Source organism: Reichenbachiella sp., from assembly GCF_965233835.1.
GTDB lineage: Bacteria > Bacteroidota > Bacteroidia > Cytophagales > Cyclobacteriaceae > Reichenbachiella.
In genome coordinates this window covers 2,208,949-2,230,094 of record NZ_OZ247585.1, presented here as the reverse complement: position 1 = coordinate 2,230,094, position 21,146 = coordinate 2,208,949, and the positions used below count along the sequence as shown (strand labels likewise).

General features: G+C 39.9%; 15 protein-coding genes. 6 read left to right on the top strand and 9 right to left on the bottom strand.

Annotated features, from left to right (window positions below; translation table 11 throughout):
* Positions 1 to 15: 15 nt before the first annotated feature.
* Both ACO6S2_RS09495 and ACO6S2_RS09490 read right to left on the bottom strand, forming a co-directional pair.
* Positions 16 to 3,387 carry a M4 family metallopeptidase gene (locus tag ACO6S2_RS09495; protein ID WP_422362263.1) on the bottom strand — a complete coding sequence of 1,124 codons (3,372 nt, stop codon included), beginning with the start codon at positions 3,385 to 3,387 and terminating at the stop codon, positions 16 to 18.
* 149 nt (positions 3,388 to 3,536) lie between these two features.
* Entirely contained in the window at positions 3,537 to 7,631 is a 4,095-nt protein-coding gene (locus tag ACO6S2_RS09490) for a response regulator (protein WP_422362262.1), read from the bottom strand.
* Between the two features lie 293 nt (positions 7,632 to 7,924).
* On the opposite strand from ACO6S2_RS09490, the gene ACO6S2_RS09485 reads away from it, so the two are divergent.
* Complete coding sequence (locus tag ACO6S2_RS09485) at positions 7,925 to 8,776, top strand: hydroxymethylglutaryl-CoA lyase (RefSeq protein ID WP_422362261.1); 852 nt, start codon at positions 7,925 to 7,927, stop codon at positions 8,774 to 8,776.
* A 6-nt stretch (positions 8,777 to 8,782) separates the two neighbouring features.
* Here the strand turns inward: ACO6S2_RS09485 and dprA are convergent, their stop codons facing one another.
* The 4 genes from dprA to ACO6S2_RS09465 all read right to left on the bottom strand — a co-directional run bounded on the left by dprA (position 8,783) and on the right by ACO6S2_RS09465 (position 12,574).
* Entirely contained in the window at positions 8,783 to 9,889 is a 1,107-nt protein-coding gene (dprA, locus tag ACO6S2_RS09480; RefSeq protein ID WP_422362260.1) for a DNA-processing protein DprA, read from the bottom strand.
* A gap of 38 nt (positions 9,890 to 9,927) precedes the next feature.
* On the bottom strand, positions 9,928 to 10,272 hold the full coding sequence (locus ACO6S2_RS09475; protein WP_422362259.1) for a MerR family transcriptional regulator: 345 nt from the start codon (positions 10,270 to 10,272) through the stop codon (positions 9,928 to 9,930).
* A 4-nt stretch (positions 10,273 to 10,276) separates the two neighbouring features.
* A complete protein-coding gene (locus ACO6S2_RS09470) occupies positions 10,277 to 11,467 on the bottom strand; it encodes a CapA family protein (protein WP_422362258.1) in 1,191 nt (396 codons plus the stop codon).
* Positions 11,468 to 11,590: 123 nt separating this feature from the next.
* Positions 11,591 to 12,574, bottom strand: a complete 984-nt coding sequence (locus ACO6S2_RS09465) for a M23 family metallopeptidase (RefSeq protein WP_422362257.1) — start codon at positions 12,572 to 12,574, stop codon at positions 11,591 to 11,593.
* Positions 12,575 to 12,734: 160 nt separating this feature from the next.
* On the opposite strand from ACO6S2_RS09465, the gene alaS reads away from it, so the two are divergent.
* Genes alaS through ACO6S2_RS09450 form a run of 3 tightly spaced genes read left to right on the top strand, consistent with a single transcriptional unit; the run spans position 12,735 to position 17,986 of the window.
* Positions 12,735 to 15,371 carry an alanine--tRNA ligase gene (gene alaS, locus ACO6S2_RS09460; protein WP_422362256.1) on the top strand — a complete coding sequence of 879 codons (2,637 nt, stop codon included), beginning with the start codon at positions 12,735 to 12,737 and terminating at the stop codon, positions 15,369 to 15,371.
* A 7-nt stretch (positions 15,372 to 15,378) separates the two neighbouring features.
* Complete coding sequence (gene gatB / locus ACO6S2_RS09455; RefSeq protein WP_422362255.1) at positions 15,379 to 16,830, top strand: Asp-tRNA(Asn)/Glu-tRNA(Gln) amidotransferase subunit GatB; 1,452 nt, start codon at positions 15,379 to 15,381, stop codon at positions 16,828 to 16,830.
* Between the two features lie 52 nt (positions 16,831 to 16,882).
* On the top strand, positions 16,883 to 17,986 hold the full coding sequence (locus ACO6S2_RS09450; protein WP_422362254.1) for a peroxiredoxin family protein: 1,104 nt from the start codon (positions 16,883 to 16,885) through the stop codon (positions 17,984 to 17,986).
* A gap of 3 nt (positions 17,987 to 17,989) precedes the next feature.
* On the opposite strand, the gene ACO6S2_RS09445 is transcribed toward ACO6S2_RS09450, so the two are convergent.
* The 3 genes from ACO6S2_RS09445 to ACO6S2_RS09435 are packed head-to-tail and all read right to left on the bottom strand — an operon-like array spanning position 17,990 to position 19,651.
* On the bottom strand, positions 17,990 to 18,505 hold the full coding sequence (locus tag ACO6S2_RS09445) for a hypothetical protein (protein WP_422362253.1): 516 nt from the start codon (positions 18,503 to 18,505) through the stop codon (positions 17,990 to 17,992).
* Positions 18,498 to 19,022 carry an acyl-CoA thioesterase gene (locus tag ACO6S2_RS09440; protein ID WP_422362252.1) on the bottom strand — a complete coding sequence of 175 codons (525 nt, stop codon included), beginning with the start codon at positions 19,020 to 19,022 and terminating at the stop codon, positions 18,498 to 18,500. The genes ACO6S2_RS09445 and ACO6S2_RS09440 overlap by 8 nt, the downstream gene beginning before the upstream one ends.
* Before the next feature lie 5 nt (positions 19,023 to 19,027).
* Complete coding sequence (locus tag ACO6S2_RS09435; RefSeq protein WP_422362251.1) at positions 19,028 to 19,651, bottom strand: protein-L-isoaspartate(D-aspartate) O-methyltransferase; 624 nt, start codon at positions 19,649 to 19,651, stop codon at positions 19,028 to 19,030.
* Between the two features lie 132 nt (positions 19,652 to 19,783).
* Here ACO6S2_RS09435 and ACO6S2_RS09430 point away from each other — a divergent pair, with 132 nt between their 5' ends.
* Both ACO6S2_RS09430 and ACO6S2_RS09425 read left to right on the top strand, forming a co-directional pair.
* Entirely contained in the window at positions 19,784 to 20,371 is a 588-nt protein-coding gene (locus tag ACO6S2_RS09430) for a riboflavin synthase (RefSeq protein ID WP_422362250.1), read from the top strand.
* A gap of 35 nt (positions 20,372 to 20,406) precedes the next feature.
* On the top strand, positions 20,407 to 21,108 hold the full coding sequence (locus tag ACO6S2_RS09425; RefSeq protein ID WP_420579756.1) for a LytR/AlgR family response regulator transcription factor: 702 nt from the start codon (positions 20,407 to 20,409) through the stop codon (positions 21,106 to 21,108).
* Positions 21,109 to 21,146 lie beyond the last annotated feature (38 nt).

Below are 21,146 nucleotides of genomic sequence, written 5' to 3'. Positions count from 1 at the left end.
TATCAACTAAACAAATTACTTGATTAAAATCCTTTTAATCTCGCCATTATGCTGAATGAAATATACACCTGGATCGACCGATGGCAAATCAATTGTGACTTGATTTAGACCTTTATGCGTATTAAGCTCCTGGTACAGGATCAAGTTACCTGACGTATCAATCAACCGAATAGTGCTCTGCGCATCATCTTGTTCTCCCACAAATTGCACATTTACACGCTCTCTAGTAGCGTTCGGATATATATTGAAAGTTGACATTTCTCCATTTGGGTTTGAGCTATCTTCAGTAATACCGTAAAAAGATGTGACTCCTTGACACGGGCCTAAGTTTGTCCACCAGCCATAAGATGGAGGCCAATAGATGTAATCCGCTTGTGCTTCATACAAATTACCTTGATAAACTACTTGCTCACCAGTATGGTAGTACTTACCAGACTGGTAAGTCTCCACACCACTACATCCTCCACCGGTAGAACCCGTGGTTGTAAATTGATGTGTTGCCAGCGGCGAGGTTTGACCACTACTACACGTATAGCTTACTCTAATGGAATAAGAAGTATTAGCAGAAAGACCAGTATAAGGCTCTGAAGTCTCATTTATAGTGGCTGATTGATAGTTTGCATCTGCTGTCGCCTTATAATCAAGTGTATAACTTGATACTCCAGACACACCATTCCAAGATAACTGTGCTGAATTTTCAGTGATGGAAGTTGCTGTAAGCCCGGTAACCGCATCGCATCCAGTTCCTGTGTCTTCATCAGTAGTAAACGAGGTACTCGAATAAGGTGCGGTTTGACCATTGGAACAAGTGTATCTCACCCTCACGGTGTAGGTTGAATTAGGGGTTAATCCGGTTAAAGAAATTGAGGATGAGCTACTACTTGCTGCTGTATAGTTACTTGCTGATGCTAATTTATACTCAACGCTGTAGCTATTAATACCTGAAACTCCACTCCAGGAAACTACTGCTGAAGTTTGTCCTATGCTGCTTACGCTTAATCCCGTAAGTGCATCACAACTACCTCCACTCCCACAGTCACTGATTTTGGCCCAATAGCGAGTATCTGTTGGGGGATAGTAGTAAATAAAATAAAGCGCTTCGTAAATACTATTGTTGTAAACTACTTGATCACCTTGATAATAATAGGCACTACCTGTCCAGCTAGGTAATCCATCACAATCTCCGCCACCCGTGGTAGATGTAGTAAACGAAGATGATGCATAAGGCGCCGACTGTCCATTAGAACAAGTATAATTTACTCTTACGTCATAGTTTTGCCCAGCATTAAGACCACTCAGTGAAGTGGTAGATCCATTGGCCGTGATTGTAGTGTATGAAGAGCTAGTAGCCAATTTGTACCCTACGCTATAAGCCGAAACACCAGAAACAGCATTCCATGAAACAGTAGCACCGGATGTAGTAACTCCCGACACAGAAAGGCCTGCCACTGCACTGCAAGAACCTCCACTTTGGGTGGTGAATGTGGTACTTGCGTAATCAGCTGTAGTGCCATTAGAACAAGTGTATCTTACTCTCACATCATAAGCTGCATTTGCACTCAATCCGTTCAAAGTACGAGAATTTGAACTAGCTGATAAAGAAGTATAAGATGAACTCGTAGTAGGTTTATACTCTACAGTATAGCTAGAAATTCCTGAAACCGCATTCCACGAAACGGTAGCAGCAGAATTAGAAACACCGCTCACAGAAAGCCCTGTTAGAGGACTACATTCTTGCCCTGAACAATTACCACTAAAGGCACTGCCAACTCCCACAGCGTGCATGGCGTCTGTGGCTGCAGCTACTTCACAAGAATTGTTGCCGTAAAGGTCCCTTGCCGCATTGATCACAGCTGTACGTGCCGCACTATATCCAGAGGAAGAAGTCAAGTAGCTAGTTAAGGCACGGTAAGCTATTTGTGATGCTTTCTCAATTCCAATTGCATCTACTGAAAAGGATGCTCCGTTGTCATTAGAACCACTTCCTCCTTCTGACACTAGATAGAACCAGTAATTCATTACGCCACTATTGGTATGAACACCACCATTGTCACCACCAGTAGTGCTGGCCCAATAAGACCCTCGATAGGTATCAGGCTGACTGTGCTGGTTAGGATTACTCATAGATCGCTGAAAAGAAATGTACTCTCCCATGATCCACTTCTGCCCAACTCCAGCATAGTGCTCTGCATAACATCCAAAAATATCGGAAAAGGCTTCATTGAGCGCACCGGACTCACCCTGATAAACTAATCGCGCTGAGTTTCCAGTCACACCGTGGGTGATTTCGTGAGATACAACATCCAAAGAAGTGAAAGGGGTGCCGCTAGTAGAGTTACCAAAGTAAGCAAAGGATCCAAACCAGAAAGCATTATTGCTTGCTCCTTGTCCACTTCCATTCACAAACATGTCAATCTTACCACCGGCATTGTTGTAGCTATTTCTATTGAATTTTTCTTGAAATAGGTCGAACGTAACCTCTGCTCCCCAATACGCATCCATATAGTATCTGGCATTTCCTGAAAAGGAAAAATTGGATGAGGAACTGACAACTGTAGAGCCACTAGGTCTTGAACCATTTTGAGGCACCGTGGCTCCATTCATGTTGTAAAGTTCGATCCGTCGTGTGCCGCTCTGACGAGCATAATAGTTTCCACTGTGGTCTACCGTAATGGATTTGGCTCCATAATATCCTGTTTGAGCCGTGCCATTGGTGTTGGCCTGATGCATTCTCGAAACGGAAAAGATCACATCACCACTCGTGGCATCGATATACACATCCTGCTGAGCAAAAGGATCAACAGCAAATATGTCGAACTTATAGGCCAATTTTAGTGATGCAGCGCTTAGTTCGTTGTTTACATTCATATAAACCAACTCGCCTTTTGGCTTCTCAAAACTCACTTCTCCTGTCTCCTTGAGGCGCATGGTTGCACGGTCTTTAGCCTCATCGGTCTCCCATATGTAGGCTTTCGCTTTTACCTTGTTCAAGGCTTTTGACAACGCTGCTTCAGACTTTAATGCAGGCATTTGAACTCCCGGCAAAGTTTTGAACCATTCGCCATTAGTGGATACTACTTTTCCGTTTCTGACGTGCACCAACAGCATCGATTTTTCGATGGGTCGGCCATTCAGCGTTTGTTGCAACCTGTAGTGTGTGAAACCAAGATTGTCTTGTTCTACATTCAATATCTTCACTCCGTAGGCGACATCCGTAACAAAGTGTGATTGAACAAAAATTTCCGGTCCATCAAATGGGACGTTGGCATGGGCTGCATACGTAACTGTATGCGGAAATAGCCCGAGTGATTGATAACTAGTGACATCCTGAGCAAGCGCTTGCAAGCTCATTAAAACCACCAGGCAAATCGTAAAGATTCTTCTCATAATCATAAGGTTTAGGTTTTTAAATAGATTAAGTATTATTTCCAAATCTATGTTTACAGTCCCTGAACCGTTGTGTGAGATGTCCTAATAAGTAGGGCCATTTTGTTTAAGAAGGGGTTGTTTTGTTCAAAAGGGTACTAAACGTCCAATCAAACTTGTTGGCGAGCATAATCTGATGGTGCTACTCCATGGTAATTTTTGAAATACTTCCTAAAATTCTTTTGGGAATTATAGCCTACGTAATAGGCCACTTCTTTTACCCGAAAAGTTCCTGACTTTAACAACTTGGCTCCTTTGCGTACACGCATGATATGGATAAACTCCTTGGGTGAATAATTGGTTAGGTTAGATAGTTTAAGATAAAGAAGAGATCTACTCATTTTCAACTGATCAGCCAACATCCCCACATCAAAATCCGGATCTGTCATATGCTTCTCTACCACAGAAATGATTCGCTTCAACAAATCAGAATCTGGTGATTGCTTAACCAGGTCACCAAAACTGACTGCCTTATCCGAAAACATTTCTTTCAACTGTAAGCGTAAAGACAATAGGTTTTGAACCCGAGCATTCAACACCTCGGCATCGAATGGTTTGGTGATAAATGCATCAGCTCCCTGATTCAGTATTTTAATTCTTTGTTCATCTGATGCAAATGAAGTCAGAACTATTATAGGAATATGGCTCAAAAACTCATCGTTTCTAATGGCATGAATCAAAGCCATTCCACTCTTTCCTGGCATAGACAAATCAGTAATGATGATATCAGGAGTTAATGTTTTGGCCTGTTCAATTCCTTCGATACCATTTTTAGCAATATGATGTCTATAATTTTTAGCAAATATTTTCTTATAGATCTCAATGATTTCCAAATTATCCTCTACCGTCAAAATCACAGGCACTTTCTTTGACGATGTTTTAGGTATAATCGGTGGCTTCATCATGTACAATGCTGAGGGTGTCATTTCTGATTTAATCCTCTCAAGTTGCTCATCAGCATAATGAAAATGACCCATTGGCATTCTTACAACAAAAGTGGTACCCTTGGTTAATTCGCTTTCTACTGAGATATCACCGTAATGGAGGGTAACTATCTTTTTACACAAATACAATCCAATACCTGCACTATCAAACGTTTCGTCCTCCACTGGTGGAGCAGAATAATCACTAAAAAACAGTTTAGCCATGGCTTCTTCGGCAATACCACAGCCTGAGTCTGATACTTCTATTTTCACAAAGTCAACGTCTCCGTTCAGCTTCGCATGATCAAACTGCCCTTTATTCACTGAAAGTTTTATCTGAACGCCTCCACCAGAAGAAGTGAATTTGATGGCATTAGAAAGCAGATTGACTACAACCTTCTCAAATTGGTGTGGATTGAACCACAAGAATAATTTGGGTTTTTGACTCTCAAGTGAAAGGGTGATTTCGCGTCTTGAAGCCATTTCTTGAAACAAGTCCAGCCTATCCTTTACAAACGACACTACATCATATTCTCCTACTGTCAACTTGAGTTCTTTGTCTCCTACCCCTTTTAGATCAAGCATTTCGTTGGCCAAACGCTTTAATCTTTGAGCGTGGCTTTGTATTTTTTTCATGGCATCTCCTGATACCACCTGATTTTCCACCCCAGATATCTCATTGAGCAAAAGTGTCAACGGCGTGCGTAATTCATGGGAGATGTTGGAAATGAACTCGAACTTCAGATCATTCACTTCCTGTCGCTGCCTTAAATCTGCGTGTTCCAGCTCCCAGTGTTGAATTTCTCTCATTCGGTTGATTTTAATCTTTATTAGCACATATACCATCAACCCTAGAATCAAAATATAGATCAAATAAGCCCACCATCTGGCATACCACGGCCGAAGTACATCTATAGGGATTATGATAGAGGATATTGATTTACCTGCTCGAGAAGTAGCTTTGACCTTCAGTTCGTAAAAATCTGGTGAAAGCTGATAAAGCACCACATTGGGAGATTGCCCGGTTGTCTTTAACCACTGTTGACCATCCAAAGTGTACTCTATCTTCAAATCTTCATGCATATGATAAATGGGAAAACCTAACTCTAACTCGAGTAAATCACCCTTTCCTATTTGCACTTTATCAAAACTCAACCTCTCTTTCTCTTTAAATGAGGACAATTCTATCCTTTTCTGATTCAAATAGGCACCGGAAACGGTAAGTTGGCAATTATTCAAACAACTCGTATTATTCACTCCAGAGTGTCCTGGGTCGACCATGACAATTCCTTTGCTTGTACCAAAAAACAATTGACCTTTACTGTTTTTCGTAACACTACCTAAATTGTAATAGGGGCTACCAGTTCCCGTGGATATCGGGAAACTTTCGACCTTGTGATTCTTGATATCGTATGAATACAAACCATGGTTGGTTCCCATCCAAACCACATCATTACTTACACTTACAGCATTCAATTTAAAAGATCTATAAAACTCCTGACCTTCAAACTCAACCACTCTCCCATCCTTAGGGTCATACTTGAACAGTCCTCTAGTAGTCCCTATCCAGTCATACCTCTCTCCATGAGCAAGATGCTGTACGTACAATGATTTTTCGAGGGGGAAAATTTCATTGTAGTTCATCAATTCATTTCTTTGATAGATTGCATTTATCCAAGGTCCATTCATTATGATTGAGCTATCAGATAAAAATTCGCCAAAATAGATTGGTCTATTTTCTTTTAAATAAGGAATCTCATTGTGATTTCTATGACTCAGCACCTTTCCATCAGTGTTGATGATATTCATACCGGAAAGACTGGTCATAAATATATTTCCATCAACATCTTCAAATAAATCATGAATCATATTGGAAGAGATAGAAGAGGAGTCCGATGTATTTCTCCAATGTCTTCGAGGTGGCACTACCAACTTTCGATCTAGTTTTCGACTTACTTCATGTAAGTCAGAGTAGTTGACTACACCTTGACTAGTAGCTATCCATAATGAACCATCCTTAGCTAAATGAATTTCATTAATTGAATCTGTTGGAAGACCTAAGAGATTGTTTTTAGTATTAAATTGAGATATATCAACAAAGTCTGATTCATCAACTTTGACTTTCAATACTCCGTCTCCATTCGTTGCTACCCAAAGTTGATCATCGTCATCAGCTTTTACTGAATAAATGGAGCTATTCTTATCTACGTAGTCTTCCAAAGAAAATAACCTAATCACAGTTCCACTCAGTTGACCATGTTTAACTCCGTCGCCAAGCGTGCTTATCCATACAAAATTACCAAACACTTTGATTGAGGTAACTTGATTATCCAAAGGATTGAAATCTGGCAATGAGCTAAAACTGTAAGATGTTTTGGAGGATCCAAAACTATCCACTTCACCGCAAACTAAACCTTCTCCATATTGCGCTATTATGAGGTAATCATTATTCAAACTAGCAGATACAACTGGAGTAAATCCAGCATCCAATATTGACAACGTCTCAAATGGACTCATTTCACCAGACTCAGAATTTAACTCAAAAACTCCTTCATTGATATAGGTAAGTAATATTCTATTGCTATCAGTTTCGGCAATGGCAATACACTGTTTGAAAGCGTATGATTTTGATCCGGTATAGCCATTTACTAATGAAAAAGAACTCCAACTGCTTAGATTTTTAATATTACCATAGAGTACCCCGTGACCAGCTACAGAAATATACAGTTGATTTTTACTGTCCAGGAAAAATTCATTAACAATTGCTCCGCCTGTATCCAACAGATCAGTGAGAGGGTGATCTATAATGTTTATTGGTAAGCCATCAGAATCTAGGTCTATTTCATAAAACCCCAAATAATAAGAGACTAACACTTTGGTATCACTCAAAAAATAGATATCCTCTGTTGTTCTTGGCTCTCCTATCTTCACATCTAAAAACTTGTTTTGTACTAAGTCATAAATATGAATACCTGACCGAGTGGACATCCACATATGGTCTTTAGCCCGTTTCAGATAGTAAGTGGGTATATTGAACTTAACGGTATCTGCCTCGTCAAATAAATCTCTAGTTCTAAACCCGTCAAATACAGAAATACCATTTTCGGTTCCAATCCAGAGGAATCCCTCTAGGGTAGACTCCAAACTATAGGTATAATTTGACAGCAAGCCATTTGGCTCTTTAATTTCTTCCCATGAAAGATCCATTTGCGCTCGTACTACAGACGAACTCATCAGAAAAAGGCATATAAATATTTTAGGTACAATTTTGAGCTGCTGCATGGTTGAAAAAGCATTGAATATGCACGTAAAAATTAGATTTCAAGAGTCAGGTATTTGCCTTAAACTTAAAATCGTACAACTTTAAAAGATAATCAAAATCTCAAAAAACCTATCATTATTTCAACCAAAGAGACCAATTCAGAATTTTATTCTTCAATCTTACTATTATTTAGAGTAAAATGACTATTTACAAGTACATAACCTGAAATCAATACTGTTTGGACATATTTCAAAAAGTATGTTAAACTTGCATTAGACATTGACCACCGAAATGTCTCTTGACCATGTTTCCTATGAAAATAATCGAATGCCCTAGAGACGCCATGCAAGGATTGCATGAATTTGTACCCACTGAACTCAAGGTGAAGTACATTAATGAATTACTTAAAGTAGGATTCGATACGATTGATTTTGGAAGTTTTGTTTCGCCTAAGGCTATCCCTCAATTAAAAGACACTGCTGAAGTTTTAGCCCATTTAGATTTAGAACATTCCAAATCTAAACTGCTAGCGATTGTTGCAAATACCAGAGGAGCCCATGATGCCTGTGAACACAGTCAAATAGACTACTTAGGATTTCCACTTTCTTTATCTGAGACTTTTCAGCAGAGAAACACCAATAAAAGTATTGCGGAAGCTTTTGAACAACTTAATATTATTCAAGATCTCTGCCATGATCATAATAAGACCTTAGTTACCTATTTATCTATGGGTTTTGGGAATCCGTATGGAGACCCATATGAGATGCCCTATGTCTCAGAATTTATTTCCAAGTTGAAAGAAATGGATATAAAAATCGTTTCGCTTGCAGATACCATTGGCGTTTCAAACCCTAAAAACATTACCACATTGTTTAAGGGTATTACAGAAGAATTTGGAGGGATTGAATTTGGTGTTCACCTTCATTCTGACTTGGATACTGCTACTGAGAAAATTGATGCCGCATACAAGGCAGGTTGTCGCAGATTCGATGGAGCCATCAATGGCTTCGGAGGTTGCCCAATGGCTAAGGACAAATTAGTAGGTAACATTGCTACTGAAACTATACTCAATTACTTCGAGCAACACAGCATTGACATCGAGTACGATAAAAAAGTATTTCAGCATGCGCTAAATATGGCTCCTGAAGTGTTTTTGGGAAGATAAAAGGTACTAGACCCTGACATACCGCTTCCCAGGCAACGACTTAACTAATCCGTCAAATTCTAAAGTCAACAGGTGACTTACTGTTTCATTCACGTTGATTTGGGTTTTCCAACTCAATTCATCCAGATGTAACCCTGTTTTAAATTCTTCAAGCACAGACATGATTTTGCGCTCCGATTCTCCATAGCTACTTAAATCAATCATTTGCTTTACAGGCTTAGATTCACCCTTCTCCCACCCTAGCAAATATTCCAAATCTTTTAATCCAGTATAGATATTTGCCCTTTGCGAACGTATTAAAGCATTACAACCTTCTGAGTACTTATTATCAAGGTCACCAGGCACCGCAAACACCTCACGATTATAGGAATAAGCAATATTGGCTGTAATCAAAGCACCTCCCTTATTAGCTGCTTCCACCACAATAAGTGCCTCTGCCATTCCTGCAATAATCCTGTTTCTAGAAGGAAAGTTATGAGCTTCTGGTTTTGTGCCCGGTGGGTATTCACTGATCCAACCGCCGTCATTTTTCAACATTTCTTGTGCACTTTTTTCATGAATTGAAGGATAAATTTTATCCAACCCTCCAGCCAAAACAGCAACTGTTGGTAAATTATGCTTGAGTGCCGCGCGGTGTGCCGCTATATCAATACCATAAGCCAGTCCACTCACAACAACCGCCTCATGAGTCTTCAACTCCTCAACTATTTTCTCTGTGATTTGTTTACCATAATTCGTGGCATTTCGAGTTCCTACTACTCCAATTGTTTTTGAGTTTTTGAAACTTGTTTTTCCTTTGGTATAGATCAGGAGTGGCGCATCATTTACAGACTTCAACCTCTCTGGAAAATCGGCATGATAATAAGGAATTGCTGAAACTTGATATTTTTCGCAATTGGCCAATATACCTTCGGCTTCTTTAAGATAGCTGGACGAAGTCAAGGCCTTCAAAGTCTTCTCCCCAATACTAGGAATCTTGAGTAACGCTCCTTTCTTTTCTTTAAAAATAGCAGATGCTGACCCACAATAGCTGATCAATTGTTTAGCTAAAACATCACCTATACCTGGCGTTAGTTTCAACGCCAAGACATAGCAATTTTCGTTTTCATTCATAGAATGAAAAAATTAAGAATTCAACAAAATTTAGTCAATTAACTTCTCTGAATGCTGTCGCGTAGTTCGGCAAGAAACCCGCGAATACTTTTAAGCGATTGAATCATATCAATCTTCTCCATAGCTGCGTTGGCATCGTTTTTTATAAAATCTCTTGCCCCATGAAGGGTATACCCTTTCTCTTTTACAAGATGATAAATCATCTTTATTTTCTTGATATCTTCTGGAGTAAACTGTCTGTTACCTTTGCGGTTCTTCTTCGGATTGATTATATCAAATTCCGTTTCCCAAAAGCGAATGAGTGAAGTAGCTACACCTAAATCATCGGCCACTTCGCCAATGGTGTAATATCGTTTCGTTATTTCCTTTTCTTTGTAGGGCACGGTTCTAGCGGTTAAGATAGGTAATAAAACCTGAATCGTCAATCAATAAATTACTTTCGGGAAAATCTTTTTTGGTGAGCTCCCTGATCTTTGAAATCACTCGTTTTTTGGAGTCAATTTTCGGCCCTCCTGCTCCCGGTTGATAGATAGGAATCAGCTGACCTTGAAGAAACTTTCCTTCCGAATTAGTTTCTATTTTCACAATTGGTGCTATACCATTCACTCCTCTTAAATTAAACCTTCCATAGGTGCAAAAGTTTCCCATACTGTAGGTTATAAATCGTTCATTATACACCTCTATAGCTCGAGACACATGCGGCCCATGACCAAATATCACATCTGCACCATGATCAATCAGCATATGGGCAAACTCGTAAACGTTTCCTCTATTTTCTCCATAAAACATTTCGGTTTTTCGGGTTACATGCTCATGTTTGGAGCCTTCTGCTCCTGCATGAAATGATACAATGACCACATCTACCAGTGAATCCAACTGCTCCACCAGTTCAATGGCTCTCTTTTCATTATGAATGCTTACGGTCCCTATGTTTGGAGAAAAAGCCACCATCCCATAGCGCATCCCATCAATCATGAAAATAGTTGTTGGCGCAGTCAACAAACCAGCATAATTAATCCCAAGAGAGTCTAAAGATTTCATTGTATTCTCACGTCCAGGCTGACCAAAATCACCAGCATGATTATTAGCCAAACTCACCACATCAAAACCTGCATCTAAGAGGTTGGTCAAGTAAGATTCAGGCGATCTAAACAAATAGCACACCTTAGGGTTTCTGCATTTTTTTTGGTCGCCACCATCATTCAAAATCACTCCCTCTAGATTACCAAATGTTACATCAGCCTGACTCAACGTATCCGAAACTTCAACCCATAAGTCTCTCCCGTCATTTCCCGGCAAATAACTTTCTGAAGGAAAATTGGTTCCCATCATAATATCTCCTACTCCTATAAGAGTGAGCGTATCTTTAATAACTCGAGTAATTGCTATCTCTACTTCTTCATCCAAGGAATAAAGAGTATCTAAATCCGCTGTCACCCAATATTCAGGTTCAAGAAGCACAGAGTCCACAGCCTGCACGTCAGCATCCACCGGAAGTGATGGCACTACCTTTTGTGATTTACATGCTACGATTAGTAGTGCAAATGAAAAAATGTAGAACAGATTTCTAAGCATCATTCAAAATTAGAATTGACACTTGACTTCGTCCTCATAAGAGAGTCAGAAGTTTTCCACATTACATGCACAGACACAAAAAAACCTGACTAATTGGTCAGGTTTTGAAGTTCTTGCTTCCAATGATTAATAAGATCCTAGTGCTTGGTTTTCTATTGAGGCTAATCTCAATATTTCTTCGTATTCAGAGGAATTCAAATCCTGGTAAAAATAATGAACAGGATTAATTCTCTTATTGTCTTTATGTACTTCGTAATGCAAGTGCGGTGCGGTGGACTTTCCAGAGTTGCCCACATAACCTATACACTCTCCTCTTTTTACTTTTTGCCCTTTTTTTACATTGTACATTTCCATGTGAGCATATTTGGTTACATATCCGTAGCCGTGATCTATTTCTACCTGACGCCCGTAGCCACCTAAACTTGAACGAACCATTTTTACAGTACCATCTCCAGTTGCATATATTGGGGTTCCTTTAGGCGCACTAAAATCAACTCCATGGTGCATTTTCTTTGTCTTTAATATAGGGTCAATACGCACTCCGTATCCCGAAGACAATCTTTTCAATTCTTTATTCGAAACGGGTTGAATGGCAGGCATAGCTGCAAAGAATTTTTCTTTATTAGCGGCCATATCCAAGAGTTCATCATAAGATTTGGTTTGGATATACATCTGTTTCTTCAGCTTATCCAAGGTTTGATGAATATCAATTATCAAACCCTCTCTTTCTAAGTTCTTATTGGTAATCTCTCTATATCGATTGGTTCCCCCTACCCCTGCATCTCGGATAGAGGCAGGAATCGGCTCAGCTTCAAAAATCACTCTATAGACATTATCATCTCGTTCTTGAAGCGAAGACAGCATATCAGAAGCTTCCGTCATTTCGCCTTGAAGTAACTCATAATAGTACTTCAATTCTTCATTTTCCTTTTCCAACCTCGCCTCTACTGGAGATTGAAAATAAAGATTATAGGTATAGAAAATTCCTACAGCCAAAATCAAAGAAAAAGAAAGAAACCCTAGTGAGTTGAGAACAATATCCCAAGTAGAAACTTTAACACGTTCGTACTTACAAGATTCGGTATCGTAATAGTATTTTATTCTAGCCATATTAAATCAGAATATCCTAACTTTGTGCTTCGTTTTTCGGGTGGTTGCTAATATTTCTATTTTTACGGCTTGTTAGCATTACAATTCTGCTCGCAATTTAATACAATTTTTTAAATAACAAATAAATTCAATTTTAAACGATTGAATATCAATAGATTAGATGGAATCGAAAGAAATAAGAAAACGGTTTTTAGAGTTCTTTAAGAAAAAACAGCACGAAATAGTGGCGTCAGCCCCTATGGTGGTACAAAATGACCCTACGTTGATGTTTACTAATGCTGGCATGAACCAGTTCAAAGACTTCTTTCTAGGAAACTCTGAACCTTCCTCTAATCGAATAACGGACACGCAAAAATGCCTCAGAGTCTCAGGAAAGCACAATGATCTGGAAGAGGTGGGTATGGATACCTACCACCACACAATGTTTGAAATGTTGGGAAACTGGTCATTTGGGGACTACTTCAAAAAAGAAGCCATTGCCTGGGCATGGGAGTTGCTCACTAAAGAATTTAACCTTCCTGAGGACAGAATGTATGCTTCTGTCTTTGGAGGAGATGAAGCTGACGGACTAGCCTTGGATCAAGAAGCTTATGATTACTGGAAGGCCATTATTCCAGAAGATCGCATCATCAATGGGTCTAAAAAAGACAACTTTTGGGAAATGGGGGATACAGGACCGTGCGGACCCTGTTCTGAGATTCATATCGACTTGCGATCCGATGAAGAGGTGGCTAAAGTTCCCGGTAAAGACTTGGTCAATATGGATCATCCACAAGTGGTGGAAGTTTGGAACTTAGTTTTCATGCAATTCAACCGTCTGGCTGATGGGTCTTTAAAATCACTACCTGCACAGCATGTAGATACCGGTATGGGCTTCGAACGACTAGCCATGGCCATCCAAGGCAAAAAGTCCAACTATGACACCGACGTGTTTACTCCTTTGATCAACTTCATTGCTGATCAGGCGCAGGTGAAATATGGAAATGATGAGAAAACAGATATAGCACTTCGTGTAATCTCTGACCATGTTAGAGCCATCTCATTTGCTATTGCTGATGGACAATTACCGTCTAACAACAAAGCCGGTTATGTCATTCGTCGAATATTGAGAAGAGCAGTACGCTATGGTTATACTTTCTTGAACTTTAAAGAGCCATTCATCCATTCATTGGTTCCTTTATTGGCAGAGCAATTTGATGGTGTATTCCCTGAGCTGATCGCTCAGAAAGATTTCATTGGCAAAGTGATCAAAGAAGAAGAATCTTCCTTCTTGAGAACCTTAGACAAAGGGCTTTCTAAATTGGATGTGATCACCAATGAGGTAAAAAATGGTAGTAAAATCATTGATGGAAAAACTGTCTTTGAATTGTATGACACCTATGGTTTCCCATTTGACTTGACTTCGCTTATCGCTCGTGAAAACGGCCTAAGTGTAGACGAAGAAGGCTTTAATAAAGAGATGGCGGTTCAGAAAAACCGATCCAAGAAGGATGCTGAAACTTCAGCTGGTGACTGGGTAGAACTAAAGCCCATAGAAGAGGTTCAATTTTTGGGCTATGAGTCATTGACTTCCAAGGCGAACATTGTAAAATATCAGGAAGTAGAAGAAAAAGGAAAAAAACTTTTCAAGATAGTTTTAGACCAGACCCCTTTCTATGCTGAGAGCGGCGGACAAGTAGGCGACACAGGATATATCGCTGATGGTGACAAGAAAATAAGCATAGTCAACACCAAAAAAGAAAACAACCTTATCGTTCACTTCTCAACCGAACTACCACAGAACTTGGAGGCTGAGTTCGATGCGGTTGTAAATAGTAAGAAAAGAAAACTTACGGAAAATAATCACTCTGGCACTCACCTACTCCATGCTGCCTTGCGCCAAGTATTGGGTACACATGTGCAGCAAAAAGGTTCTTTAGTAAATGAAAAAGTTCTACGATTCGACTTTTCACACTTCTCCAAGATGACAGATGAAGAAATCGCTCAAGTCGAGAAAATAGTGAACCAAAAGATTCGTGAAAACATTCCGCTTGACGAAAAAAGAAATGTACCGATTGGCCAAGCCCAAGAAATGGGTGCTATGGCGCTTTTTGGTGAAAAGTATGGCGACTTTGTACGTGTCATCACCTTCGACAAGGACTACTCAGTAGAACTTTGTGGGGGTACACATGTGCCTGCTACAGGCACCATTGGTTTACTCAAAATCGTATCTGAGGGGTCAGTAGCTGCTGGCGTACGTAGAATAGAAGCTATTACTGCGGACAAAGCAGAAGAATATTACAACAAACAAAATGAGTTGGTAGCTCAAGTCAACGAGCTGCTGAATAATCCAAAAGACACATTAAAAGCCATTGAGGCCTTGGTTAAGGAAAAGCAGGAGCTTTCTAAGACCATTGAGTCAATCAACGCTGAAAAAGCGGGCGCTCAAAAAGGGGTACTTCAAAATGCCATTCAGTCTGTCAATGGATATAATGTTTTGATCTCAGAAGCACAATTACCGGATGCCGAGGGGTTGAAAAAGCTGTCCTTCGAGCTCAAAAACGAAGTAGATAACCTGATAATGATAGTGGCAGCGGATATCGCTGGCAAACCACAAATTTCAATTATGATTTCTGAAGAGCTGGTAAAATCACTCGATCTTCATGCTGGCAACTTGATTAAGGAACTGGCAAAGGAAATCAAAGGCGGCGGCGGTGGTCAACCGTTTTATGCAACTGCTGGTGGCAAAGACATCAGTGGTTTGCCGAACGTAGTGACTAAGGCCAAAGCACTAATCGATGAAAAAACGAATCATTAAATAGGTTTTGAAAAACATATTAGAAAAATACGATCTGGTTGTAGGACTGGAGATTCATGTGCAGTTGAACACGGAAAGCAAGCTGTTTGCATCGGACAAGAACAGTTTTGGCGATGCTCCCAATAGCAATGTGAGTCCTATCACGTTGGCTCACCCGGGCACTTTGCCCAAACCAAACAAATCCGTCATTAGCCATGCCATCAAAATGGGTTTGGCGATCAACTGTGACATTGCTGCATACACCACCTTCGATCGTAAAAATTATTTCTACCCAGATTTACCGAAAGGCTATCAAACCACGCAGGATCAACACCCGATCTGTAGAGGTGGGTATATTGATGTAAAAAGTGGTAACAGCATCAAACGTGTCAATTTCAATAGAATTCATATAGAAGAAGACGCAGGTAAATCTTCTCATGACGCTGAGCATGAAGGGTCTTTGCTTGATTACAATAGAGCAGGTACGCCTCTGATCGAAATGGTAACTGAGCCAGTCATCAACTCAGCTGAAGAGGCTGGGAATCTCCTGACCGAGATCCGTAAGATTGTCCGATACATCAACGTCGGTGACGGCAATATGGAGCAAGGTTCCTTACGATGTGATGCCAATATTTCCCTCAAACCCAAAGGGTCAGAACAACTGGGCAAAAGAGTGGAGATCAAAAACATGAACTCCATTCGAAATGTGCAGCGTGCTATCAATCATGAGATAGAAAGACAATCAGCGTTGTTGGATGCCGGTCAAACTGTACTTCAGGAAACTCGTGGTTTTAACGATGAAACGGGTGAAACCACCGGTCAAAGGACCAAAGAAGAAGCTAATGACTACCGCTACTTCCCATGCCCTGACTTACTACCTATACAGGTAAGTGAGGAGTGGATTTCTCACGTAAAGTCCACCCTACCCAAGCTACCCCATGAGGTATTATCCGACTTGCAAGAGAACTTTGAACTGAGCCTCTATGATGCTGAGATCATTGCGGATCAAAAGGAGTTGTCAGATTATTTTTATGCCACGGCTAAAGTTACGAAGCGCTACAAGCGTATCGCCAATTGGATGATTGGGCCGATTAAGAGTGCGCTAAATGAGGCTAACATCGAAATCGTAGAATTTCCCATTCAACCAAGTTTGCTTGCAGAATTGATTGAATTGGTGGCCGCCGATAAACTCAATTTTTCAATGGCCTCTACCCGATTGTTGCCGGCATTGATTCAATCTCCAAATCAAACGGCATTAGAAACAGCTCAAAAGCTAGAGCTGCTGCAAAGCGATGATCAAGACGAACTCATACGAACCATTGAGGAAGTAATAGCAAGTATGCCAGACAAAGCAGTAGCCTACAAAAAAGGTAAAAAAGGATTGTTAGGTTTGTTTGTAGGGGAAGTGATGAAAAAGTCACAGGGTAAAGCCAATCCTAAAGAAGCGAACAAATTGATTGCTGAACTTTTAGAAAAATAAACAACAAAAGAACTATTTCGTTGACACCAATTGTTGAGAACATTAAAATAAGATGATGAGAAAAAATTTAGGTTTTGTATTTGTGTTGGTTCTTTTAATGGCCGCATGCACTGAAAAGGAAGGTGTGACCATTTCTGGAACTTATGAAAATCCGTTGGAAGATCAATTAGTTAAAATTGAATTGATCATGAACAATGAATTGACAGTAGTTGATTCATTTCAGTTAGATCCTAGCGGAGCTTACAATCGAACAATTAAGGTCTCTGAGCCCGGCTTCTACCGATTCAACTTCTACAATAGGCATGTGACGAATATGATTCTTGACCAAACTAATATTCAATTAGTGAAAGATGAAAATGACCCAAGAGGGGGGTACAAGGTGACTGGTTCTAAAGACATGGACTACATCTATCAGCTGACTGCATTGAAACAAGACTTTGAAAAGCAATCTCAGTCACTGAATGGAGAATTCATGAATGCAAGAAATAGCGGTGACATGCAACTGCTAGAAGATATCAGAAGCAGGTTCTTGAAAATGAAAGCGACTAACGATAGTAAAATCAAATCAGCAATTTACCAGATGGATGGCTCTATCGCTGGGATTCTGTCTACATCATTTTTGGATGAAGAAAGCGAATTTGCCTTTCTTGATAGTTTAGCTCAGAAATATAAAAATGAATTACCCAATTCCAGCTACACCCAAGAATTGGTAGAGAAAGTCGAAGCTTATAGGAAATTGGCCATTGGATCTCCTGCCCCGGAGTTATCTCTTCCAAATCCTGAAGGAGAGATTGTCTCTCTAAGCTCCTTCAAAGGCAAATATGTTATGATTGATTTTTGGGCAGCCTGGTGCAGACCTTGCAGAATGGAGAACCCTAATGTGGTCAAAGTATACGACGCTTATCATGAAAAAGGATTTGAAGTTTTGGGAGTGTCTTTGGACCGTACTAAAGAAGCCTGGGTAAAGGCCATCCAAGAAGATCAGCTTACTTGGACTCAAGTGTCGGATTTAAAGTATTTCGAGTCGGAAGCAGCACAACTGTATCAAATCAATTCTATTCCTGCAACCTACTTGATTGGCCCTGACGGAACTATAGTAGCTAAAAATCTCAGAGGGGCCGAGCTCGAAGCAAAGTTGAAGGAAATTTTCGGATAGGGTTTATTTAAAAACCTGCTGCAGCACATTCCATAGCTTTTTTCGCAAATCCGTAGATGCTGATATATTGTTCAACGCATCTGCTACAATAAGCCGTCCATCCCCCAGCTTCGTAGATACGTACTGCTGAGTACTAGCCGCTACAGGCAATTGATGGTTCGGTGTAAATGCAATTACATAGTCGTAACCCGTTGGCTTCGGTGTAGTCGCTGCGACATTCTGAAAGTCAACTTTTTCTGTCGATTGGCCAATGGCGCCAAGGATTTTCCCCAAATACTCTAGGTCACCCGTCGGCAAACCCTTAGCTGTGGGGTTATCAAATATCACCAAAATTTCATTGGTAGGCTTTTGAGGGGATGATAGAGTAACCTTTGGCTCAGATACTATTGTAGGAGAAGGCTCCGAATTAGCAACTGTCTCCTTTTCAGGTTCTATTGTCACTTCAGCTTCCGGCAAGTTATCTATCAAATAGATATCCTCATTTATCAGGAATTTCAAAAACTCATTTGACTCACTCATCGATGAAAATGGATTTAAGTTCTGTAGCTTCTTCTGGTTTCATTTTCTTAGCTAAAACCAAGCGCAGTTGTCGACGACGTAACGCGCCAGCGTACATTTCTTTTTCTTCTTCTGTCTCAGGTACTACTTCTGGTACATCAATTGGGCTCCCTCCCTGATCTACTGCCACAAAAGTGTAAAAAGCCTGATTGCTGCTCACCTTTTTTCCTCCCGGAATATCTTCGGCAGACACATCTATGAAAACCTCCATAGAAGAATTAAACGATCGGGTAACTTTAGCATTTAAGGTTATCACATTCCCTAGTCTGATTGGAGCAGAAAATGAAACGTTATCTACAGAAGCAGTTACCACAATACGGTTTGAATGTTTCTGAGCCGCAATCGCCGCTGCAATATCCATCCAATGTAAGAGTCTACCTCCCATCAAATTATTTAATGTGTTGGTATCGTTAGGCAATACCAATTCCGTCATTATGGCAACTGACTCTGATGGAGTCTTTTGTTTTTTTCTACGCATCGCTATTATTTTCTCCAGCCATCATCTCCCAATAAAGGTACGAAGCTAAAATTGCTATATTCTTCTTTTGAAATCCTACCGTCCGATTGTTTGGTCAAACGCAACATTCTTTGGGTATTTCTATCTCCAACAGGAATAATCAAATGCCCTCCAGGCTTCAACTGATCTACTAGTGCTTGAGGTACCGTAGGCGCTCCGGCCGTCACTATGATCCCGTCGTAAGGTGCAAATTTATCACATCCTAACGAACCATCGCCTATAATAAACTTAGGGGTGTATCCCATAAACTTCAGCATCTTCTGAGCTAGCACAGAAAGCTTTTCTTTATACTCTATGGTCACTAAATCGACCCCATTTTCCACAAGCACACAAGCTTGATAGCCCGAACCAGTTCCGATTTCCAGAATCTTTTTTCCTGGAGAGACATCCAATAAATCTGTTTGAAAAGCTACAGTATAAGGTTGAGAGATGGTCTGCCCCTCCGCTATAGGAAAAGCTTTATCCTGATAGGCGTGTTCAACGAATATATCATCAAAAAACCAGTGTCTTGGAATCTTACCAATAGCATCAAGTACTCTTTCATTCGTTATTCCTTTCTCTCGCAGTTTTCTTACGAGAGATTTTCGCATCCCTTTATGTTTGTAGCTATCCTTTAATTCCATGAGTGATCAAAAATAGGAGATAAATTAATTATTGATCATTCCATCACCCGTATATTTTAGCTAATCTTACATTAAATTCTTTCACGATCATTATTACTCATGTTTACAGGAATTATAGAAACCATTGGCGTTATTCAGTCTATTGACAAGTCAGGAACAAATGTTGACTTTACTATTCAGAGTAAAATCAGTCACGAACTAAAAGTAGATCAAAGTGTAGCGCATAATGGTGTATGTTTAACGGTAACAGAATTGGCAGAGCATTGGCATAAGGTTACGGCCGTTGAAGAAACGCTTCTCAAAACCAATTTGGGTGATTTAAAAGTGGGTGATATTGTAAATCTGGAACGGTGCACGGTCGCCAATGGTCGTTTTGATGGACATATCGTGCAGGGTCATGTTGACCAAATAGGAAAATGTACAGGAAAAGAAGAAAGAGACGGAAGCTGGCTATTTGACTTCGAGTATGATCATTCTTTAGGGAACGTAACGGTTGAAAAGGGCTCTATTTGCATCAATGGCATTAGTCTGACCTGTTTCAATTCTCAAGACGGTCAGTTTTCGGTCACTATCATCCCTTATACCATGGAACACACGAGTTTCAAAACGCTTCAGGTCGGTGAGGTTGTCAACCTCGAATTTGATATTATTGGTAAATATGTTTCTAAACTTTTAAATAAAAAGTAAATTAACAAAACGAACAATTTAATCTTACTTAAACTATGGCGCTGAATTGCATGGTGGTGGATGATGATGAGCTGGCTAGGCTGATGATCCGAAAATATGTTGAGAAGACTGATTTTCTTGAAATGACACATGAAATGTCTAATGGAATTGAAGCTTCGAACATCCTTCTTCAAAAAGATAACCCTGACGTAGATATAATATTCCTTGACATAGAAATGCCTGAAATGTCAGGTATTGAATTGATGGAATCATTGACAGCAGACTATCAGGTAATAATGATCACTTCTGCAGAAAAGTATGCCGTTCGGGCTTTTGAAAAGAATGTTACAGACTACTTAGTCAAACCCTTTAGCTATGGCAGATTCTTAAAAGCGGCAGTCAAGGCCAATGAAACACTAGAAAACCTTCGTAAGAAGGCGGAAAGCTTTCATGAGCTATACGTCAAGTCAGACTCTCGAATTTATAAAATCATACTAGACAACATCCTTTTTATTGAAGCGATGGCTGATTACGTCATATTCAATACTGTAAAAGGCAAACATATCGTTCACCATACAATGAAAGGAATCGAAAAAAAGCTTCCAGCAAGTACTTTTGGCAGAGTGCATCGATCTTATATTATCAACTATGACAAGATCGAATACTTTGAAGATATGAATGTAGTTATCAATGAAAAGTATATTCCTGTAGGAGTATCTTATAGAGAAAAGGTATTTGAACGATTGAATATGCTATAGGACTGAAACCGTTTATCGGACCTAAATAAGCGTTACAA

What these genes read in the sequence shown, in the direction of transcription:
- ACO6S2_RS09440 (WP_422362252.1), bottom strand. Translation starts at nt 19,022, where the DNA reads ATGCGTAGAAAAAAACAAAAGACTCCATCAGAGTCAGTTGCCATAATG.
- ACO6S2_RS09470 (WP_422362258.1), bottom strand. Translation starts at nt 11,467, where the DNA reads ATGATGCTTAGAAATCTGTTCTACATTTTTTCATTTGCACTACTAATC.
- ACO6S2_RS09490 (WP_422362262.1), bottom strand. Translation starts at nt 7,631, where the DNA reads ATGCAGCAGCTCAAAATTGTACCTAAAATATTTATATGCCTTTTTCTG.
- ACO6S2_RS09465 (WP_422362257.1), bottom strand. Translation starts at nt 12,574, where the DNA reads ATGGCTAGAATAAAATACTATTACGATACCGAATCTTGTAAGTACGAA.
- dprA (WP_422362260.1), bottom strand. Translation starts at nt 9,889, where the DNA reads ATGAATGAAAACGAAAATTGCTATGTCTTGGCGTTGAAACTAACGCCA.
- ACO6S2_RS09425 (WP_420579756.1), top strand. Translation starts at nt 20,407, where the DNA reads ATGGCGCTGAATTGCATGGTGGTGGATGATGATGAGCTGGCTAGGCTG.
- ACO6S2_RS09485 (WP_422362261.1), top strand. Translation starts at nt 7,925, where the DNA reads ATGAAAATAATCGAATGCCCTAGAGACGCCATGCAAGGATTGCATGAA.
- ACO6S2_RS09435 (WP_422362251.1), bottom strand. Translation starts at nt 19,651, where the DNA reads ATGCGAAAATCTCTCGTAAGAAAACTGCGAGAGAAAGGAATAACGAAT.
- ACO6S2_RS09445 (WP_422362253.1), bottom strand. Translation starts at nt 18,505, where the DNA reads ATGAGTGAGTCAAATGAGTTTTTGAAATTCCTGATAAATGAGGATATC.
- ACO6S2_RS09430 (WP_422362250.1), top strand. Translation starts at nt 19,784, where the DNA reads ATGTTTACAGGAATTATAGAAACCATTGGCGTTATTCAGTCTATTGAC.
- ACO6S2_RS09495 (WP_422362263.1), bottom strand. Translation starts at nt 3,387, where the DNA reads ATGAGAAGAATCTTTACGATTTGCCTGGTGGTTTTAATGAGCTTGCAA.
- alaS (WP_422362256.1), top strand. Translation starts at nt 12,735, where the DNA reads ATGGAATCGAAAGAAATAAGAAAACGGTTTTTAGAGTTCTTTAAGAAA.
- ACO6S2_RS09450 (WP_422362254.1), top strand. Translation starts at nt 16,883, where the DNA reads ATGATGAGAAAAAATTTAGGTTTTGTATTTGTGTTGGTTCTTTTAATG.